Origin of the sequence: Actinotignum saccati, assembly GCF_051265055.1 — a bacterium.
Lineage (GTDB): Bacteria > Actinomycetota > Actinomycetes > Actinomycetales > Actinomycetaceae > Actinotignum.
This window is the reverse complement of sequence record NZ_JBOZCC010000001.1, coordinates 40724-61932: the sequence shown is the minus strand read 5'-3', so window position 1 is coordinate 61932 and position 21209 is coordinate 40724. Positions and strand designations below refer to the sequence as shown.

At 63.5% G+C, this 21209-nt stretch carries 12 protein-coding genes and 2 tRNA genes; 2 read left to right on the top strand and 12 right to left on the bottom strand.

Going from position 1 to position 21209, the window contains the following annotated elements:
* Positions 1-11 precede the first annotated feature (11 nt).
* The 11 genes from ACRQEC_RS00220 to ACRQEC_RS00170 all read right to left on the bottom strand — a co-directional run bounded on the left by ACRQEC_RS00220 (position 12) and on the right by ACRQEC_RS00170 (position 16911).
* Positions 12-452 (bottom strand): chorismate mutase, encoded by a 441-nt coding sequence (locus tag ACRQEC_RS00220; protein WP_284889710.1) that lies wholly within the window; start codon positions 450-452, stop codon positions 12-14.
* Positions 452-1711, bottom strand: coding sequence for an ATP-dependent Clp protease ATP-binding subunit ClpX (clpX, locus tag ACRQEC_RS00215; RefSeq protein WP_284889711.1), 1260 nt, complete (start codon positions 1709-1711; stop codon positions 452-454). Before clpX ends, ACRQEC_RS00220 begins: the two co-directional genes overlap by 1 nt.
* Positions 1712-1949: 238 nt before the next feature.
* The gene (locus tag ACRQEC_RS00210) at positions 1950-2639 is read right to left on the bottom strand and encodes an ATP-dependent Clp protease proteolytic subunit (protein ID WP_407707004.1); all 690 of its coding nucleotides are present in this window, start codon (positions 2637-2639) and stop codon (positions 1950-1952) included.
* Between the two features lie 38 nt (positions 2640-2677).
* On the bottom strand, positions 2678-3325 hold the full coding sequence (locus ACRQEC_RS00205) for a ClpP family protease (RefSeq protein ID WP_039898292.1): 648 nt from the start codon (positions 3323-3325) through the stop codon (positions 2678-2680).
* A gap of 360 nt (positions 3326-3685) precedes the next feature.
* Complete coding sequence (locus ACRQEC_RS00200) at positions 3686-8422, bottom strand: metallophosphoesterase (RefSeq protein WP_284889712.1); 4737 nt, start codon at positions 8420-8422, stop codon at positions 3686-3688.
* A gap of 366 nt (positions 8423-8788) precedes the next feature.
* Positions 8789-10417, bottom strand: coding sequence for a trigger factor (gene tig, locus ACRQEC_RS00195; RefSeq protein ID WP_301574976.1), 1629 nt, complete (start codon positions 10415-10417; stop codon positions 8789-8791).
* A 338-nt stretch (positions 10418-10755) separates the two neighbouring features.
* Positions 10756-11598 (bottom strand): MetQ/NlpA family ABC transporter substrate-binding protein, encoded by an 843-nt coding sequence (locus ACRQEC_RS00190; RefSeq protein ID WP_087071032.1) that lies wholly within the window; start codon positions 11596-11598, stop codon positions 10756-10758.
* A gap of 119 nt (positions 11599-11717) precedes the next feature.
* Positions 11718-12494, bottom strand: coding sequence for a methionine ABC transporter permease (locus ACRQEC_RS00185; RefSeq protein WP_284889714.1), 777 nt, complete (start codon positions 12492-12494; stop codon positions 11718-11720).
* Positions 12491-13477 (bottom strand): methionine ABC transporter ATP-binding protein, encoded by a 987-nt coding sequence (locus ACRQEC_RS00180; protein WP_284889715.1) that lies wholly within the window; start codon positions 13475-13477, stop codon positions 12491-12493. The genes ACRQEC_RS00185 and ACRQEC_RS00180 overlap by 4 nt, the downstream gene beginning before the upstream one ends.
* Before the next feature lie 344 nt (positions 13478-13821).
* On the bottom strand, positions 13822-16593 hold the full coding sequence (locus ACRQEC_RS00175) for a hypothetical protein (RefSeq protein WP_435734841.1): 2772 nt from the start codon (positions 16591-16593) through the stop codon (positions 13822-13824).
* A 247-nt stretch (positions 16594-16840) separates the two neighbouring features.
* Positions 16841-16911 (bottom strand) — tRNA-Gly (locus tag ACRQEC_RS00170).
* A gap of 198 nt (positions 16912-17109) precedes the next feature.
* Here ACRQEC_RS00170 and ACRQEC_RS00165 point away from each other — a divergent pair.
* Together ACRQEC_RS00165 and ACRQEC_RS00160 are read left to right on the top strand one after the other, a co-directional pair.
* A tRNA-Pro gene (locus ACRQEC_RS00165) sits at positions 17110-17183 on the top strand.
* A gap of 335 nt (positions 17184-17518) precedes the next feature.
* On the top strand, positions 17519-18571 hold the full coding sequence (locus ACRQEC_RS00160) for a zinc-dependent alcohol dehydrogenase family protein (RefSeq protein WP_026428489.1): 1053 nt from the start codon (positions 17519-17521) through the stop codon (positions 18569-18571).
* Positions 18572-18628: 57 nt separating this feature from the next.
* Here ACRQEC_RS00160 and ACRQEC_RS00155 read toward each other — a convergent pair whose 3' ends face one another.
* The gene (locus tag ACRQEC_RS00155) at positions 18629-21118 is read right to left on the bottom strand and encodes a MaoC/PaaZ C-terminal domain-containing protein (RefSeq protein ID WP_284889717.1); all 2490 of its coding nucleotides are present in this window, start codon (positions 21116-21118) and stop codon (positions 18629-18631) included.
* Positions 21119-21209: the final 91 nt, after the last annotated feature.

The window sequence follows — 21209 nt, the reverse complement described above, 5'->3', positions numbered from 1 at the left end:
GCTGTGCGAAGCTAGTTCACGCCTTCATCGTCAGCTTCACGCTCATCGCGGTCAGCCTGAACAACACGGTCATCCTGAACAGCGCGAGAAGCACGGGAAATACGCCGGTGATCCTCGACCGCGCGCGAGGTGATGACATTATGTACCCGCACCGCGAAATCGGGATCCAGCCCGGCCCCGCGCGCCAGCTCGGCAATCCGGGCATGCTGAACACCCTCGCGGGCCATATCGCGAGCGGGAAGCCGGTAGCGGTCCTTGAGGCGCCCCACGGCATCGGTGACCTGTTTGCGCTGCCCCAGCAGCTCAATGAGCTGGGCATCCAAAACGTCCAGGCGCGCCCGGAGCGCCCCAAGCTCAGCCGCGCAGCGCTCCTGCTGATTCTCCCGCGCATCCGTGCCCGGCACGCCAGCGCCATCGCTACCCGGGGTACGCCGCGTCCCTTCGCCACCCACTAGGCGCTCTTCCGTTGCGCCGCGGAAACAATCTCCACGGGCGCCCCTTCAGTGACCGCCGCGCGAGTCACAATCACTTCCCGCACATCTTTCCGGGAAGGCACATCAAACATGGCCGGGCCGAGCACCCGCTCCATAATGGAGCGCAGCCCGCGCGCCCCGGTGCCCCGTTCCATCGCTTCACGCGCCATGGCTCGCAGTGCCTCGTCCTGGAAAGTCAGGCGCACCCCGTCCAGCTCGAACATGCGGGTGTACTGCTTGACGAGGGCATTGCGCGGCTCGGTGAGGATGCGCACCAGGTCGTCTTCGCCCAGGGCTTCCACCGTTGCAATAACGGGCAGGCGCCCCACCAGCTCCGGGATGAGGCCGTATTTGTGGAGGTCCTCCGGCGTGACCTGCGAGAGCATATCTGAATGGGCGTCGGCGTCGTGCAATTGTGCCCCGAAGCCGATACCGTGGCGTCCAACGCGAGTGGAAATAACATCCTCCAAACCCGCGAAGGCCCCGGCGCAAATAAAAAGAATATTCGAGGTGTTGATCTGGAGGTATTCCTGCTGGGGGTGCTTGCGCCCGCCCTGCGGCGGCACCGCCGCGACCGTCCCCTCCACGATTTTGAGGAGCGCCTGCTGCACGCCCTCCCCCGATACGTCGCGGGTAATGGAGGGATTTTCAGATTTGCGGGTAATTTTATCGATTTCGTCGATGTAAATAATGCCGGATTCGGCTTTTTTCACATCATCACCGGCCGCCTGCACGAGCCGTAATAAAATATTCTCCACGTCTTCGCCCACGTACCCGGCTTCGGTGAGCGAGGTGGCATCCGCAATCGCGAAAGGCACATCGAGCATACGCGCCAGCGACTGGGCAAGGTACGTTTTCCCAGTTCCGGTGGGTCCGAGCAACAAAATATTGGATTTGCCGAGCTCGACGGTATCTTCCCCGTCGGCAGGGCGCGGCGCAGCTTTCGCGCGCAGCCGCTTGTAGTGGTTGTACACGGCCACGGCGAGCGTACGCTTCGCGGCATCCTGCCCTACCACATACTCATTCAAAAACTCGTAAATATCAGCGGGAACGGGGAGCTCATTCGGGGAGAAACCATCGTTTTCTTTCCCGAATTCCTCGGCGATAATCTCATTGCACAGCTCGATGCATTCATTGCAAATATATACACCCGAACCGGTGATAAGTTTCTTCACCTGGCGTTGGGTTTTCTGGCAGAACGAACACTTGAGAGCTTCTGCTGCATCGACGGTCGCCATGTTCCTCCTTGCCTCGCGGCCGCGCCGTACGCGCGTCTTCCCTATTTCACCGCATCTGCGCCCAAAGGTCACGTTCCCACGCGGGGCGCCAGGTCAGTGAGATGTACGACGACGCAGCTCTCGCGCCGTGCCCCGCCGCCCCATGCACGTGAGCGGGCAGGAGCACCTGGCCCCTACCCGCCCATGATACGCGCTACCGCCCGAAGCTACAGCCCGGAGCACGAGCGCGAGAATCGCATTAACCGTTGGTTACGACATCCGCATTTTTACGCGATTCGAGCACGTTATCCACCAGGCCGTAGTCCTTGGCCTGCTGGGCGGTGAGGATCTTATCGCGCTGGATATCCGCCCGCACCTCATCGGGAGACTTCCCGCTGTGGTGCGCCAGGGTATTGACGAGCCATTCCGTCATGCGGTCAAGCTCATCGGCCACGATGGAAATATCCGTGGCCTGGCCTTGCATGCCCTCCATTGCTGGCTGGTGGATGAGCACCCGGGCATTGGGGAGCGCCAGGCGCCGCCCCGGGGAGCCGGCTGCCAGCAGCACCGCCGCCGCGGAAGCCGCCTGGCCCAGGCACACGGTCTGGATTTGCGGCTTGATGTACTGCATCGTGTCGTAAATAGCGGTGAGCGCGGTGAAAGAACCGCCCGGGGAGTTGATGTACATGGTCACCGGGGAGTTCGGGTCCATCGATTCGAGGACGAGCAGCTGGGCCATCACATCATCGGCCGAAGCGTCATCCACCTGCACCCCGAGGAAAATAATGCGATCCTCGAAAAGCTTCGTGTAGGGGTTGGAGCGCTTGTACCCGTAGGGGGTGCGTTCTTCGAAATCGGGAAGCACGTAGCGGTTGGAGGGCATCGGGCCCGCGCTACCGTGGCCGAAACCGGCACCGGGAACGTTGCCAGCGCCGTAGCCGGCGGCCATCATGGCGGGCAGGTTACCCGCGGCTCGGAAATTCATCGTCATGAGAGCTCCTCCCCCGCGTGGCTGGCTTCGAGTGCGCCGTCGTTATTATCGCTATTCGGCTTCTTGAGCATGACCTGCGAATTGGAAATAATGTGATCCACGAAGCCGTATTCCAGTGCTTCCTGGGCGGTGAACCAGTGGTCGCGTTCGGAATCTTCCAGGATCTGTTCCAGCGACTTACCGGTGTGCTTGGCGTTGAGCCCGGCCAGTTCCTCCTTCATCTGCAAGATGAGGTTCGCGTTGATGCGAATATCAGCGGCCACCCCGCCGGCGCCACCCGAAGGCTGATGCATGAGGACGCGGGTATGCGGGGTGATATAACGCTTGCCCTTCGTGCCAGCTGAGAGCAGGAATTGGCCCATCGAGGCTGCCATGCCCATCGCCACCGTCACAACATCCGGCTGAACATACTGCATGGTGTCGAAAATGGCCATACCCGCGGTGACCGAGCCACCCGGAGAATTAATGTACAGGTAAATATCGCTCTCCGGATCCTCCGCGGCAAGGAGCATCATCTGGGCGCAAATCTGATTCGCATTATCATCGCGAACTTCCGAGCCGAGCCAAATGATTCTTTCCTTGAGGAGGCGCTGGTAAACAGCATCGCCGAATGCTGAAGGCTGGTTATTATCCCGGCCTTCCATGCGAGGTGATGTGGTCACGGTTTTCCTTCCTCGGAACCTCCACGCGGAGATTCCATACTCGTATGCGACTTTAACGCCCGCGGGCCGCCGTGATCATCCTGGCTCGAGACTTTTTCGCTGATGGCGCATGGTTGGCGCCATCACGGTGACACGGGGCGACGGCGCGCACGGTGCCACGCGCCAGCATGGCGACGCAGCGTTACGGTGCCACGCGCCAGCATGGCGGCACAGCGCCACGGTGCCACGCGCCAGTGCCCCGCCACGGCACCGCGACTAAGAATAAGCGGGAGGGCGGCGAGCTAATACTCGCTGCCCTCCCGCTGGAAAGGTGGCTAACTACTAGCCGCTGCTAGTGAGCCGCTAGCGATTGACGGCCGGGCGGTCAGCGCCCGCCCCGGTCCAGTCACCGGCGAGGAACACATCGCCGGCGCGGCCGAAGCCGAAGCTGGCCATCGCAACGCCCTCACCCACGTTTTCGCGCAGGTGCCAGATATTGCCGCGAACCACGCCGATGCCGTCCACGCCGTCCCCATTCCAGTCACCGGCGAGGAATACATCGCCGGGCCGGCCGTAGGAGGAGGTGTACTTAGCCTGGGTGTCCGCGAAGGACGCCTGGGCGAAAACGGTGTTTCCGCGGCGCACCGCGAGCTCATCGCGCCCGTTGCCATCCCAGTCACCGACCACCATCTGGTCGCCGTGGCGCCCGAAGGAAACCGCGGCCGTGTGGTTGCCACCGGCTAGGTCATCGCGCACGTACACCGTGTTACCGCGGCGCACCCCGATGGTGTCCTTGCCGTCCCCGTTCCAGTCGCCGATAACGATCTCGTCATCCGCGCGGCCGAAGGAGAATTGCAGCTGGGCATTGCCGGTGGCGGCATTGGTCAGCAGGAAGGTGTTGCCGCGGCGCACCCCGGGGGTGTCCACGCCGTCGCCGTCCCAATCGCCCACGAAGATGGTTTCGCCAGCGCGACCGTAGCTGGTCACGCGGTCGGCGTTGCCGCCGGCCAGAGCGGTAGAAGCGAAGAGCAGGTTGCCCTGCGGCGCCGCCGGCTTGCTCGGTTCTTCACTGGGCTTATCGCCCGGTTCGCCCGGTTCGGTCCCCGGCGTGCTCGGTTCCGTGCCCGGCGCGGTAGGCTCCGTCCCCGGCTCCGTCGGCTCCACGCTCGGCTCCGTACCCGGCTCTTCACCGCCGGGCTGCTCGCCACCCGGGGTTTCCCCGGCGCGCGCGGTCAGCCACTTGCTGGAGTCCAGCGGTTCGCCCACGAGGCGGACTTCGCCGATGCAGCCCTGGAAGCCGGATTCACGCACGCCGGCGTAGGAGCCCGCGCCGAGGACCCACGGCAGGCCCTGGGTGCCCACGCCCACGGTGCCCGGCGAATTACGCAGCACCGGTACCCCATCCACGTACATGGTGGTCATCTTGGTCTCCGGATCATTGACCACCGCGAGGTGGAGCCACTGATCGCGCGACACAATCTCACCGGACCACGCCGAAGATTCGGCCGGGGTGGGCTTCTGGGAATCCACGAAGGAGAACTGGATTTCCGCCAGGTTCGACAGCGCCCACGCGAAGGGCGGTTCCTCGCCCTCGGTGTTGTTGTAGCCGGCAATATTCTGGCGCTGGCCATCGCGGGAAAGCCAGGCCATCCAGGCATTGTTCTTGTTATCGAACTTCGGGGAGATCTTGATGAAGGTTTCGAAGGTGAAACCGTTCTCGAAGGTCTCATTATTGACGGCGGCATCAGCGGCGGTCACGAAGTTATTCCAGCGTGCGTTATCACGCCCACCGTTGGCGAAGCACACCGCACCGGCATTGGCCGAGAGCGGATGGTGGTCACGGGTCCATACGACGTCGCCCTCTTCGGCTCCCTTGGAACCTGGCTGGTCCAGCGGGGCCCGGGTGAAGTTATCCCCACCCACGGCATCCACGATGGCTTCACCCACGGCAACCGGGGTGCCTTCGGCCTTATCCACCGGCATCTTCCAGTGGGCCACGGTGCTATCCACCTTCGGGTAGTCCTCCGCACCGCTCGGGGCGGTGGGGGTCACCTGGGTCGGCGCATCGTAGCTGGCAAGCCACTCGCGCAGCTGCGGCGTCGTCAAAGAAGCCTTGGTATCAGCGATCACGAGGTTCGGGAAACGTTCGGCGAAGTTGAAGTCAAGCTCGAAAGTTTGGCCCGCACCGTTAAGGATCGCCTGGTCGTCGGGAACAAGGGTGTCCTTGGCCTTCGTCATCACCCAGGGCGAGAAGGAGGTCTGGTAGATCTTGTTACCCGGCAGGTCGAATTCCACCATGCCCATGTAGCCGTTTCCGCCCATATAGGCCATCTGGTAATCCATGAGGACCTGGTAGACGGGGTGGCCGGCATCGTTCGTGCGCGTCCAGGTGGTCGCGCCGTGATGGTGGCCGTTGAAGGTGAGGAACACCTGATCGTGGTTGCGGATGAGCTTATTCCACACCTTTTCACCGAATTCGGTGGCCAGCGGGGTCACGCCGTCGCCCTCCACGTTAATCAGCTGATGCGAATTAACAATCGTGGGGGTGGTGGGGTGTGCGTCGAGCACATCGGATGCCCATTGCAGCGCGTCATCCTGGGCCTGCCAGGACAGGTTCATGACCAGGAAATCTTGGCCGTTGACCTTGAGAATGTGGTATTCGTGCGCTCCGGAAGGATCGCGTTCCACGAAGGTGGAGTTCTTGGCGGCGCGCTCGGCCCCGAACCATTCCTTGTAGGTGCCGTAGCCAACCGGATCGGTATCCGAGGCATCGGCCCCGACGTCGTGATTACCGGCAAGAATCGAGTAGGGATGCCCCGCGTCCTCGAGAATCTTCATGGCCTTATCGGCGATTTCCCACTGCTGGGGGTGGTTGTACTGATCCACGATATCGCCCAGGTGCATGGACATCTTAATGCCGTACTTCTCAGCGTTCTGTGCAATCCAGGAGGTCTGAGCGGAGAAGGGTTCGCTGCCGTACATGGCACCGAATTGGTTACCGGTTTCTTCCGTGGCGTAGCGCGAGTAGAACTGGGTGTCCGGGATAACGCCGAGCGCGAAGTTCGAGAGCGGGGTCTTTTCTTCCGCCTCGCCGGTGCCTTCCTGCGGGGTGCCCGCCAGCGGGTTGCCTTCCGCATCGAGGTACACGGTGAACTGCCCGGAAAGCAGCTCGCGGCGCTCCACCTTTTCTACCTCGTAGTTATTGTCGAGGATCGGGAAAAGCGAGATGGGGGTCATGACCATTTCGGCGGCCGGCTTCACCCCGGAATCGAGGGCCGGGCCGGCGTAGGGGTTGATCTTAATATCGAGGTGTCCGTAGTGCTTCCCACCCGAGATGAGCTTCTTCACGCCCGCCTCGTTGGTCTTCCACATTTCCGGTTCGTTGGCCTGCGCCATCCACACGGAGTGGGAGTTGAAACGCAGCGGTTCGTAGGCGCCGTTCTCCCCCGTCTTGACCATCTTTTCGCCGCGCAGACCGTCGGAGGCTACCCCGACGTCCCAGTGGTACACGCCCACGCCGTCGCCGGCTTCGTCCACGTAGGATGCCTGGAACATTTCGTCATGGCCGGAGAAAACGGAGGCCACATTGTACTTTTCGAAAAGTGGCTGGAGGTGGCGCATGGGCACACCCGGCTGCTGATCGGGGAACTTGTGGCCCATCGGGGTGCCGTGCACGCCGTTGGAGTAGGCCACGTGGTGGTATTGCACGATAATAATCTGACCCTTGGCGCGGGCATCAGCCAGCTGCTTTTCGAGCCATCGGTACTGATCCGAGCCGGGCATAAAGCTAGGCTGATCCACCGAATCGGGAGCCGCATCCGGACCCCACCAGCCGGCCGCCACAGACTTGGGGAAGTCCCGCGCGTATTCCTCGTACGGGAAAACGCCCTGGGTGTCGGTCCCGAGCTGAGCGGCGGTAATGCCTTCGTCATTGCCTTCGATCTTGGCTTCTTCCGGCATTGTCTTCGGAGTCTGATCGGTGCCGTTGGTCGAATCGAGGCTGATGATCGTCACCGGGCCCATATCGGTGCGGTGGTAGGCATCGCGCGCATTCGCGTTATCCGAGCCGTTGGTATCAAATACCTGGTTGTAGGCGGCGCGCGCCCGCGCTACCGCGGTGCGGTCCTCCGGGCTACCGTAGCCGTACACTTCGTGGTTGCCCAGCGAGGTGATCACCGGGATGGAATCGAGGAGCTGGCCCTTATCACCGGCGAAGTAGCGGAACCATTCATCCCAGTGGCTTTGGGAGGAGGCGCGTTCGGCAATATCGCCGGGCAGCAGCACCAGGTCCGGCTTGGCGGCGGCAATGGCGGCGTTATTGATTTCCTGCGCCTTATCCTCGGTGAGCATGTAGTTGACGGCGTACTTCCCGTTACGGGTGGAGCCGCCGAATTTCTCATCCCAGGCCGAGCCCTTGCCCGGGCGCTCTTCGGAGCCCTCGGCCAGGTTGAGGGTCTGTTCCCATTCGCGGTAGGTCACGCGCCCGATGGGATCGGTTTCGGTATCGGAGAAGGCGATGATGTGGAGCGGATCGGTGATCCCGGCCTTCCCATCGGGGAGGGTACGGAGCGTGGCGGAATGCGCGTAGCCGTCCACCGTAACCGTGTAGGTGTAGGTGGAGCTGGGCTGGAGCTCTTCCACGCGCTGGCTGTACTTGTAGGGATGATCGGCGCGAATCCAGGCACCCTGCGGTACGGACAGCTCCTTTCCGCGGCTGAGGGTACCCTGCTTGAGTTCGTAATCCTGGTAATCGTTCACCGGGTTCTGCACGCCGGCCACGGTGTAGGTGCGCCCTTCGGCGGGCAGGCCCGGGCCGCTGATGGTGAGAACGGCATTGTGGCCCAGTTCCGTAAACCAGTTAATCGTCATCTCGTGGGCACCGGGGCGCTGCAGGTAGGGCAGCACCCGGAAGCCCGGACGCGGATCCATGGGTTGAGTCACCCCGTCCACGACGACGGGATTCTCATTCGTAGAGGCGAGAGCCGGAGAATCGACTCCCGGGAGTACTGGCTCGGCCGCGGCTGGCACCGTGAATGCCACCCCGACCGGCACTAGCGTAGCGGCAGCTAGAGCCGCTACTGCTCGACGCACGTGTCGCATGAATATCCTTCGCTTTGAGCTGGTCGGGGCGCGGATTGGCCCGACCCGGAAACACGCGTTTCCATTGCTCAAACTATTGAAGTCGCCTTAATGTGCCGTAAACGGGCTCTTAATTTAAGGAGCTTCACGTGAATATCACATTGCGGTGGTGCCAACGGTGCGGACGCGGCGACGGTGCGCGCGACGGTGGGACGGGGCGACGGAGGGATGGCGCAGCGGGACGGTGCGACGGTGCGGCGCCCCGTGGGCGCCGCGGTGGTACGACGACGGCGCAGCTGCGCTGCGCGCATACGCGTGTGGGGTGGGAGGCCACGCCTCCCACCCCACACGCCCACCACGCAAGCGGGCAGTTAGTGCATCCCGAAATTAGCCAAGGAGCTCCTCAAGCTTCTTCACGAGGGTCTTGCGGGCCTTGCCAGCCTTCTCAGCTTCGAGCACGCGGGCCACTTCAGCGGCATCCGCGCCCTGGGCGTATTCCACGACCTCGTCCACCTTCTTGGCTGCCGGATCAAAAGCGTCCGCATCCGCGGCCGGCGCATCCGCGCCGGAGTCCGCTGCGGGAGCTTCCTCCGCGGCAGCGGCAGCCTCGGCTGCCGGGGCCGCGGCGGCGTCGTCGCCCTGCACCGGAGCGGAGTCAGCCGCGCCGTCCTCATCAACCGGGCCATCCCACACGGGGCGGGACGGGGCGGCGGAGAAGTCCGGGGTCAGTTCGCCTTCCGGCTTTTCGCCGACGACCTTGATGACATCCACCTCGTTGCCGTTGGTGTCCACAACCTTGGCCAGGCGCAGCGCGGAGATAAGCGCCTTGCCACGGCGCAGCTCGCCGCTGAAGGCACCGAGCTGGCCGGTCTGTGCGGCCGCGGAGATGAACTGGTTGGGGTCCATGCCGTAGGACTGGGCCTGCTGGACCAGGAAGTTGAAGAGTTCATCCTGGTTGGTCTCCACGCCGAACTTCTTGACCAGTTCGTCCAGGATGATCTGGTCGCGCAGGGAATCGCGGATTTCCCCGCGGATTTCCTTAGCGTGGTCATCGTCGGTGGCGCGGTTCTCGGATTCGAGGTGGCGTTCCACTTCGGCATCGATCACGCGCTTGGGCAGCTGCACCTTGACATCCTCACGGAGCTTATCGAGGAGGAGGTTGCGAGCGGCCATGACCTGGACCTGGGCGGCATCCGTGGCGGCCTTCTCCGCCAGGTCCGCGCGCAGTTCCTCAATGGTGTCGAATTCGGAGGCGAGCTGGGCGAAATCGTCATCGGCTTCCGGAAGCTCGGATTCCTGCACCTTCTCCACCACGACGGTCACGTCGGCCTGCTCCCCGGCGTGCTCCCCGCCCACGAGGGTGGAGGTGAAGTTGAGCTCATCACCAGCGGAGGCGCCATTGACGGCCTCATCGAGGCCATCGAGCATATTGTCATCACCGATGCGGTAGGACACGCCCTCCACCGAATCAACTTCTTCGCCATTGATGCTGGCGGAGAGGTTAATGGTGACGTAATCGCGGCTGGCGGCGGCGCGCTCCACCGTTGTGAGGGTGGCGAAGCGTTCGCGCAGCTGCTCGAGGCGCTCATCCACGGCATCCGCATCAGCATTGGTGGCTTCCACTTCGAAGCTGTACTGCGCCGGATCCGGAATCACAATCGCCGGGCGCACATCCACCGTGACGGTGAAGGCGAGCGGCTCGGTGGAGTTCTTCTCCATCGCCACGCCGGTCACGTCCACCGCGGGGCGGCCCATGGGCACGAGGTCGTGTTCTTCCAGGACGTCCTGGTAGTAGCCGTCCAGGGAGTCGTTAATCGCCTGCTCCACAATCGCGGCGCGGCCAATCTGCGCTTCCAGAACGCGCGCGGGCACGTGCCCCCGGCGGAAGCCAGGGATCTGCACCTGGTTGCCGATGGTCTTCGCGGCCTTGTCAATTTCCGGCTTGAATTCCTCGAAAGGAACCTCAACGGTCAGCTTCACCTGGGTGGGATCGAGCTGTTCGTAGGAGCTTTCCAACTTTTTCTCCAGTCTAAAAATGGGGGTGATAACCCTTGCCGATAGGACGAATCCGTCCCCTTACTGCGCCGCGCCGGGCGCGGGCATACCCGCTAATTCTACGGCACGCACCCCGGGTGATGGGAGTTCTAGCGCCAAACTACCTGCCATATGTGAACGCACTCTCACCCGCGCGGGGCTCGGGGGTCCGCCGCGCAGAGCGCCCTGAAGCATGCCGACGACGCAGCTGCCCGGCACCTCGAAGCGAGGTACCGGGCAGCTGAGATCACTCGCCTACCGGTGCGGCAGGCACGGCGGGGTCATCCCGCTCGGCGTGATCACGTTGGGCCTGAGCGGGCTTAGAAGGCGGGAATAACCTCACCATTGGGCCAGGTATCGCGAATGTACTTGGCAACTTCGGGGCTGTGCAGCGCGGCATCCAGCTTCTTCACACCCTCGAGCTTCTCGCCGGTGGCCTTGGAGTTCCAGGCGAGGATATTGCCGTAGGGGTTATCGGTGGGGTCTTCGGTGTAGATAGCATCCTTGGAGGGAACCAGGCCGTTTTGCAGGGCGAAGTTACCGTTGATAATCGCAATATCCACGTCCGGGAGGATCTTCGGGACCGAGGGGGCATCAGCTTCGCGGAAGGTGAGGTTCTTCGGGTTGTCCACCACATCGTAAATGGTGGGGGAAGCAACCTGCGGGTTGAGCTTGATGAGGTTGTTCTTCTGGAGGAGGTCGAGGGCGCGCGCCTGGTTGGACGGGTCGTTGGTCACGCCCACCACGGCATTGTCCTTGAGCTCGCTGAGCTGCTTAATCTTCTTGGAGTAGATGCCGTAGGGCTCGATGTGGATGCCCGCGCCGTGGTCCAGGGTGTAGTTCTTTTCCTTGATTTCGTTCTCAAGGTAGGGCAGGTGCTGGAAGTAATTCGCGTCGATTTCCCCGGCGTTGAGCGCCACATTGGGCTGCACGTAATCGTTGTACTCGCGGATGTCCAGGGTGAAACCGGCGTCCTTGGCGAGGTTGTCATTGACGAATTCCAGGATCTGCTTATGCGGGGCCGGCGAGGCGCCGACAACGAGGCGCACCGCGCCGTCGTCGTTCTTCGCGGGAGCGGAGGAGGACGAATCCGAGCTACCGCAGCCGCTCAACGCGAGCGCGCTCACCGCAGCTACCAGGGCAATTTTCGAAAGCTTCTTCATGGTTGTATATTCCTCTATTTTTCACAATGTTGGTGGTGATAACGGATCGCTGTGCACCGTTATGTTGACAGCGCTGGTCCGGGTGCTTCCCGGTGGTGCGTGACCCGGCCGGCGGTTCCTTAGCGGTGATCCACCAGCCGGCTGAGCATGTCACCCAGCGCCTGGATGACCATGACGAGGAGTACCAGCACGACCACCACGATCGTGAGCACATCCGGGCGGTTATTGTAGTACCCGGCGTTTTGGGCCATGGCGCCCAGGCCGCCGCCGCCCACGGCGCCCGCCATCGCCGAGTAGCCGACGAGGGTGACCGCGAGGATCGTGACGGATTGGACGAGGGCCGGCAGCGCTTCGCGCATGAGCACCCCGAACATAATGCGGGTGCGGGAGGCTCCCATCATGAGGACGGCTTCCACTTTGCCGCGCTCAACGCCCATGAGATTGGATTCCACCAGGCGCGCGAAGTAGAAGGCCGCGGAGATCGTGAGCGGAACAGTGAAGCCTTGCCAGGCGCTGCCCGTTCCAGCGATTGCACGCGAAAAGCCGATAAGGATAAAGACGAAGATAATGAAGGGGATGGCGCGGCCCACATTGACGATAAAACCGAGGGTTTTATTGAGGAGCGGCGAGGGAAGCAGTCCCCCGCGGCCGGTTGCCACCAGGATCATCCCGAGGATCAGGCCAAGCGCCGAGGCGATGACGGTGGAGATCCCCACCATGGCCAGCGTTTCGAAGGTGGCGCGGGCCAGCCCGTCCTTGATTTCCGGTGCGTCGAACCAGGTGCCGCGCTCGAGCGGGAGGGTGGCCGCGGCGGATTTGACCGGCGCGGAGAGAGCCGGGCTGAAGAGCCCCGCGGCGGATACCGCCGGCGAGACTGCGCTAAGAAGAATGGTCATGCTGCCCGCACCTCCGCGGTGATTCCGGCCTCGTTCATCGCAGTGAGAACGGTATCCACCTGCGCGTCATCAACCACGAGGGCCAGGCGCGCGATCTGGATCGCACCGATAGATTCAAAAACACCCGCGCCAATATCGCAGCCGAGCCGCGCGGCCAGGCTGAGGGCCTGGGAGCCGGCGGTTTCGCCGGGGCGGGCCGTAAAGGCAATATCGATAACGGAGCCGGAAACATTGGTTGTTTCAATATCCGGGGCGGGCACCAGGCGGCGCGCCAGGGGCGAACTCACGTCCGCGAGCACGCTTTCAATAGTGCCGCCGGCGGTAATCCGGCCCGATTCGAGGAGGGTGACCGAATCGCAGATCCGGCGCACCACGTCCATTTCGTGGGTAATAATAACGACGGTCACCCCGTAGGCATCGCGCACGTCGCGCAGCAGCTCGAGGATTTGCAAGGTGGTATCCGCGTCCAGCGCGGAGGTGGGCTCGTCGCAGAGCAGCACCGAAGGTGTGGTGGCCAGGGCACGCGCAATGGCTACGCGCTGGCGCTGCCCGCCCGATAGCTGGGATGGATACGAATCGCCCCGATCAGCAAGGCCGACGACGCCCAGCAGCTCGCGCACCCGTTCGGCGATCTTCGCGGATTTTTCCCCGGCGATCTGGAGGGGGTAGGCGATATTTTCCGCGGCGGTACGTGCCTCCAGCAGGTTGCCACCCTGGAAGACCATCCCGATGGTGCGCCGGGCCGCGCGTAATTTCGAGGCCGGCAACGCGTTGAGATCTTCGCCGTTAATACGAATGGAGCCGCTGGTGGGTTTTTCCAAGGCGGTGAGGCAGCGAATGAGGGTGGATTTACCGGCACCCGATTCACCGACGATGCCGTGGATTTCCCCGGTGGGGATGGTGAGCGAGATGCCGCGCAGCGCCGCCACGGATTCCGCTCCGCGGCGCGGGTAGATTTTCTCCACCTCGGCTAGTTCGATCATCTCGTATCCCCTGACGTTTCCCTTAGCACGCAGCGGGGATGCTGCGCACAGTCAATCATCGTAGGTCTTTTTGCCGGGGACAACAACGCGGTGGCTCACTCATGAGATACGCCACGGCCGCTTTAGGCGGCCCAAACAGCGCTATCCCCTCGGTTTTCCCCGGAATTTTGGCGCTTTCCCCACCGACGCTGCCGGTCGAGCTTTTGCGCAAATGTTTTTCCAAGGTCCCCCGAGGGAATAGCTGGCAGGTCTCTGACCTGCTGTTTTAGGTGCTTAGGAACCGGGCGCGGCCGCGGGCCAATCGCTTGGCTCGCGGCCGCTTCCGGCGCTACTTTCGTGACCGCTTAGCCGCGGTACTTCCGGCGCAGCGCGAAGCCGCCCAGGATGAGCGCGGCTGCTCCCGCGATCCCGGTTGCCGCCGCGGCGCCGGTATGCGCGAGCTTGGCCGCGGGGCGCTTGACCTTCACCGTCGGAGCCTTCTGCTCCGGCGCGGGCTTCGGGTCGGCAGGAGCGCCCGGGCCAGCCGGTTCGCTCGGCGTTCCGGGTGTTCCAGGCTGCTGCGGCGTGCTTGGTTCACTGGGCGTTCCGGGTGTTCCAGGCGTGCCCGGCTGCGGATCCGGGGTGCCCGGAACTTCAGGAGCCACCGGAGTTCCCGGCGCACCCGGATCACTCGGCTCGCCAGGCGTTCCAGGCGTGCCCGGCTCACCCGGCGTTCCGGGCTCCGGATCGGGGCTGACCGGCGGGTCAGGGTTCACCGGCGGCTCGGGCACGGGGCACGGCCGGGCGGAAATATCGAAGCTCCACTCGGTCGTGGCACCTTCCGCGAAGGTGTAGCGCTGCGGATCCTTGAGCTGCGCCGTCACGGTGACGCTGCCCTCCGCCTCCACCCGGGTGTACTCCACGAAGGCGGATTCCGGAATGCTCACGGTGGCCGGAGTCCCGCAGCTTTCTGCCGGAACCAGGGTGGGAGCAATCGGGGTAATCGCGGGCTTCTCCAGCGGAGTAGCCGTGCAGGAGGTTGAGGTGAGATCCAGGACCCAGGTGGCCGTGCGATGCTCCTGATCAACCGTGTAGCTCGCCCCGGCACCCGGCGTAGCAATGAGGTAACCGGGCTCTACCGTCGCGGTCACGGTGGCCGTGGTACCGGCAATCTCCGGTTCACCGTAGGTCACGCCCTCAACATTCTCCGGCAGAGTTACCTTGGCCGGTGCCACGGTTCCGCTCTCATCGCAGGGCTGCGGGGCGGTCACCGGAGCCGCCGGCACAATAATCGTGCCGTAGACCGGGGTCAAGGTCAGATCCTCGGCCGGCATGGCGAACTTCAGGGCGCTATCGGCCGGATTTGCCTGCGCATTCTGCCCGAGGGCCTCCTTGCTCAACTGCTCCGCGGGAGTCGCCAGTTCAGATACCGTCCACCAGGCGAAGGGTAGATTCTTCTCCCCCGCCGGAATGCTCGGCTGCGCGCTCGTGCTCACCTGGGCTTGCGGCGCGGTGAAAATATGCTGACGCGCGGTACCTTCCGGATAGTGCTGCGAGCCGGGCTCAACAACCTGGCCGGTCACGGTGCCGCTTTGCGCCGTGGTGCCGATCTGCGCCACGTAGCCCTGGCCAATCGTCCAGTTCCCGGTGCGCTGGCCCTTGTGGTTGACCACGAAGCGGGTGCGGGTGTTGGAGGACACGGGGCTGGTACCTGCCGGGCCGGCCACCTTGTTCCGGTCGAGATTCTCATCCACCGTAAAAGCACCGCTAGCAAATTCGGCCAGGGCAAAAGTGCCGGGCTTGGTCACGCCAATACGTTCCCCAAATTCGGTGTTCGGGCAGCTGAGGTAGGCGCCGTAGCCACCCTCGGTTTGGGCGGTCACATTCCCTGTGCCCAGGAAGCGGCAGGTGCCTTGACCCGCCGTGAAAATCGCGGGAGCGTTCTTGGCCCCGTTCATCTTGATGAGGCTCTCGCCGGTGCTCGCGAAGGTCACCCCGGTGGCGCCGACAACTCCCCCAGCAACATTCGCTGAGGAAGCGGCCACCGTGAGAGTGGCTGCGCCGTCGGCCTTCACCTGCGCCGCACCGTACACCCCGTACCCTTGCGATTGCGAGGAGGAGGTGACGCTCAGCGCGGAGGTGCCCCCGACGTTGAGGTCTCCCGCGCTGTACACGCCGAAGCTGGACTGCCCCTGCGCCGTTGCCTGCGCCGTGACCTTCGCGTTGGTGATGGTCAGAACGTCGCCGGTGTTATCGGTGTCGCCGCCACCGGCCTGCATAATCGCCGTTGCCGTGGAGGCGTTGGAGCTGGCTTCCGCCGTGACCGTGGCGCCCTGGGTGCCGTCAATGGTGAGGTTCTTCCAGGCGTTGATGCCGGTTGCCAAACCGGTTTCGTTGGTGACGCGAGCGGTGACCTGAACATTGCCGCCGATACTGAGGTCCGCGGTGCTGCGGATCGCGGTACTCATCGCGGTGTTTTTCTCCCCGGTTCCGCACTTCTCGCAGGTAATATCCCTGCCCACGGCGGTGAGCTTTCCTTGGCCCACAATTTCAATCGGTGCGCCGGAGGAGTCGAGGCCAATCGAGCCGCCCTTGAGCCAGGTCACGTTCGGATCGCTGTCCTCCAGATTCACCGGGTATTTATTGATGGTGTTCGTGGCATCGAAGGTGGCATCGCCGTCAAAATCGAGGACGTATTTATACAGGCCCTCCTGGTTACCGGCGAAATAGAGGGCGTTCGCGGTGTAGCCGCCCTCGCTCGCGGTAAAAACGTTCGTGCCGCTGAATTTGACCGTCACATCGGAAGCGATCTTGCCCGTGTCCACGGACACGCCGCGCTTGTAGGAGTTCGCGGCATCCTGCACATAATTATTGAACCACAGGGTTTTTGTGGCGGCGTTCCACGAAATCTTGTTATCGCCGGTCACGAAGGACTGATCCAGGCAATACGTCACGCTATTGGTGTAGTAACTATCCTGGGCCGGGTAGGTTTTCCCATCATCCGGCTTGGCGGTACGAAGAGTGCGGCCCGTGCAGCTATTGCTGGTCGCGCCCACCACCACCGAGGTCACATCGGCTACCGCATCGGCGGGCACAAAGCCCGCGGGCAGCTCGCTCGCCGGCGCGGGAGCTGCCACAGCGGAGGTGACAGCCCCTATTCCAGAACCTAAAAGTACTAACGCAGCTCCGACTGCGACAGATTTTCTCAACATAATGATCCCAACGACATAGGTGCAATCATTATTAAAGAATACCTATAGATTGAAAATAATATCGTGAAAGTGGGGCATTTCCCTAGTTAGGCAAGGCGATGCGCCAAGAAAAGGGGGAATAATATGCGGGGAATTTCGAGAAATATTCGCCTTCTGACCAGCGAAAATACAGAGCGAGTGAGGAGAATCGAACTCCCATCATCAGCTTGGAAGGCTGAGGTTTTACCACTAAACTACACTCGCGCAGGGACGCTTTCGCGAACACTACCCGAAGAGAATACCACCCCACCACCGAGAGTTCCACTCCGATTGAGAATCTCCGGCCGTGGGCAGTGCCGGCCAGAATCCATTACACTAGGCACGTTGCCTAGGCCGCGCCGCGAGGCCGGCAAGCCGGGAGCATGCAGTTTCCGGCGCGCGGCAACGCACACACAACCAGTACGGGACGTGGCGCAGTTTGGTAGCGCACCCGCTTTGGGAGCGGGGGGTCGCGGGTTCAAGTCCCGCCGTCCCGACCGTACACTCTTTCGTTTATTACAGCCTCCTTTCTTTTATTAACGACGACGCCGCCAGCTGGCAGCGTGCAATTCCCGCAAGAGCTAGCCCCCAGCGGGACGTATGTCCTTAAATAACGAGACACACCCTTGGCACCAACGTCAACCCATTCCACCCATCACCCCATCCACTTTCCCGCATGTTTTCATGCATTTCTTGTAAATCTCCCGGGTGATCAAAGTTACACAACGCGCCGCAATATGCCCTTTCCATAGGCCATACGTCCCATTAGATTAGAAGGGTGGCGCCAGTCACGGCACCGCATTCACCAGAGCGACTCAATGAGGAGAAAACTATGAAGGCTCTTGTCTACGGAGGCCCGGGTATTAAGGAATGGAAAGAAGTTCCTGACCCGCAAATCCAGCAACCCACCGACGTTATCGTCAAGATGGAAGCAACCACGATCTGCGGTACCGATCTCCACATCCTCAAGGGTGACACCCCGGAAGTGCAGCCCGGGCGCATTCTGGGCCACGAAGGAATTGGTCGCATCACCGAAGTTGGCTCGAACGTGACAAATCTCAAGGTCGGCGACCGGGTGATTCTCTCCTGCGTGAGCTCCTGCGGGCATTGCTCCTACTGCCGCGAAGGCATGTACGCCCACTGCATGGATCCCGAAGGTATGCCGGGCGTTGGCTGGATCTTCGGCTACATGATTGACGGCACCCAGGCCGAATACGTGCGCGTGCCCTTCGCAGAAAATTCCGTGTACAAAATTCCGGAAGGCGTGAGCGATGCGGAAGGTATCCTCCTCTCCGATATCCTCCCCACCGGTTTCGAAATCGGGGTGCAGAACGGCAAGGTCAAGCCGGGCGACGTCGTCGCGGTAGTCGGCTCTGGCCCCGTGGGCCTGGCCGCGGTAATGACGGCACGCCTGTACGGGCCGGCCAAGGTCATCGCCATTGACCTCGATGATAAGCGCCTGGATCGCGCCCGTGATTTCGGTGCCACCCACACGGTCAATAACAGCTCCGCCGATTGGAAGGAGCAGGTCATGGCCCTCACCGATGGTTTGGGTGTCGACGTCGCCATCGAGGCCGTGGGTGTTCCCGCCACCTTCGATACCTGCCTCCAGATCGTGCGCCCGGGTGGCCACGTAGCCAATGTGGGCGTGCACGGCAAGCCGGTTGATCTGCCTATCGACAAGCTGTGGATCTCCAACATCAATATTTCTATGGGTCTGGTGTCCACTAATACCCTGGAAATGCTGCTCAAGTTGGTGGCCGCCAAGAAGCTGCCCGCCGATAAGTTCGTCACCCACGAATTCGCCTTCGAGGACATCATGGAAGCCTACGAGGCTTTCGCCCACGCCGCGGATACCAATGCCCTCAAGGTCCTCATCCACTAAAGGAACCTGTCCACTCCAACCAGATCTGTCCTCGGGCTCCTAGCAGCCTTCCCTCGTTTAGTAGCCCGAGGACGCATCCCCTACGGCCGGGCGCTCCCGTAAGCGCCCGGCCGTAGGTTTGCTAGGGCGCCCGAGGAGTTTCTCGGCCCCGCTGAGGAGCGCGAGCCCGGCCAGGTCATTGGGCTGGTAGGGAATGGAAAGCAGCCCGCCATCCAGGGCGCGGTCGGTCAGGAAACTGGCGGAGGAGGCGGTGGCTTCGGGATGGTGCAGGTCCCAGACCAGCAGGCCGGCGAGGAGGGCCGCGGCGGTATCCGCGGCAAGGGGCGGGTATCCCAGCCGTTCCAAACCGGCATATCCGGCACGCAACGGCTGGGAAATGAGGACCGATTCGGTGCGGGCCATCGGTGCGATGGTGTAGGAAATACTGCGGCCGGCTTCCCGCTCCACGGTGGCGCGCCACCGCCCGATGCGTTTAGCTGCCGCGTAATTGGGGCCCTGGATATCTTGGAGCAGATTGACGATGCCGCCCTGCCGGGCCGGCCGCGCCCCGGACAGCTTCGCCCAGCTGCGGATCGCCGCTCGGGAAACCAGCCCGCCGGGAAGTTCAGTGGCGTTGGTGAGGTCCATGCCGCCAGAGAGTTCAGCGGCGCCAGCCGCTGCGGCGTCGTTCCCCGCAACCGGGTAGGCATCCGTGGGGGAACCGTACCAGGCGAAGGCCGCCGCGCTTTCTTCGCCCACCATGCGCAGCACCGCATCCGCTCCCGCCTCCACCAGCACGAACTTATATCCGGGCGCATAGAGGGTATCCACCACCACGAGGTCGCCGGGCAGAGAGAGAAGCCAGCCGGCTACCGCGTCCGGGGCGGCGGTCACATCGCCGAAACCCGAGGGAGCAATATGCAGATCTCCGGCAGCTTCCAGAGCCCGGGCACGGAGGGTGCGCATACGGCGCGACTCGCTGCGCCCCACTCCCGCCACTCGCGCGCCGGTGGCCAGCAGCGTGGGCGCGGGCGAGAGCTCCGCCCCGGCGCCGAGCACCGCCACGGTGCGCCCCTCCAGGCGCATCATCTCCGGGTTGTGCACCACCTCGGTAAGCGCCTCCAGCACCCCCGGCTGCACCCGCCCGTTTTCTTCCCAGAGCGCGAGGTGGTCCAAGAGCTCCGTGCCGCTCAGGTACACGTAGTCCCCGCGGGAATCCTGACGGGTTGCCCCGCGCCGGTGCTCCGGAATCTCCCGGCCCCGGAAAGGCACGGTGAAGGGGCACGGCACCGTGGTGCCCCGCAGGATTTCGCCCCGTGGTGCCCCGCCGCGCGGGCGCAGTTCGGCGAGCGGCGTGCCGTCATGCAAGGTGAGGGTGCTGTGTACGAAGTCCAGGCCGGCGCGCGCCGTCTCCGCGCCGTGGGCCGGATCGTCAATCCGGGTGAGCTGCGCGTAGGGCTCGCGGTAGGTGCGGCGCCAGGGAATAGCCTCCTCGAGGGATGCGGCGAGCGCGGCGTCGCTTTCTGCGAAGACTTCCACCATGCCCCGCGAGACCGCGGTGCTCGAGGGTTTCCCCTCGCAGATAGGGAGCACGATGCCGGCCTGCGCCTCGCGTAATTCCGAACTGGTGTAGCGCAGGTGGACGAGGTCGCGCCCGGTGCGTTCTTCCACCACGGCGACGGCGCCTTCTTCCCCCACGGCGCGCAGCACCACCTTTTGGGGCAGCACCAGGGGCGCCCGGAAGGTAACCTCCCCGCTGCCCGGTGCGTCCCCGCGCAGGCCCAGCTGGCCGCAAGCCCAGGCGTCGGTGGCGGCGCCGTGGAGCACCGCCCCGCTAAAACCGAAGAGGCGCGCGGTGGCGCCCGAGAGGTGAATCGGGTTGATGTCTCCGGTCAGGCGGGCCCAATGGCGGGCGTCTTTAGCGGTGAAGCGCCGTTCGGCTAGAGCGTAGGGGGTAGCGTAACGCAGATGTCCGGCATCATCCACCCCGAATTCGGCGCGGAAATCGAGAACGGCGCCAGGTGCGGATGCCGAGGACGGTGCGGACGGTGCCCCGTCCCCCGGCTGGGCACCGTGCTCGGGTTGCGGTTCTTCCCCGGTGAGGCGCACGGGGCTCCCGGTGCTGCCGCGGTCCAGGTAACGGGCGATTTCCCGGTAACATACTGCGCCGTCGTACGAAATATCCGCCGCGACGCGTAGCGCCGTGCCCTTCTCATCGCGCTCGAAACTGGCGACCCAGGCCCGCACCGTGAGCGGGCGGCCGAAGGGGACGGGGCTGAGAATCTCCCACCGTAGGTCGGTGATCACGGCGCCGGTGGCGACCAGGGGCAGGCGGGAGTCGGCAAGAATATCGAGGGTGGGGCCCAGGCACAGCTGGTGCAGCAGGGCAGCCGGGGCGTGCCCGCCCACTCCCCCGCCGGCGAAACGGGCAATGCCTTCCCCCACGGCGCGCTCGGCAACCGCGTGGACTTTCACCCGCGGCAGCTCGTCAGCCTGAGGAACGGCGCGGCGGCTGAGTTTTTGGCGGGCCGCGGCGGCGAGGATGGCGGCGTAGCGACGGGTTTGCATGGGGACCCCTTTCGTCGGTGTCCCTTCCATTCTAGGAAATGAGCTGCCCACTGCCGCCAGCAACTACCCCGCAAGATAAAAAATACCCCCG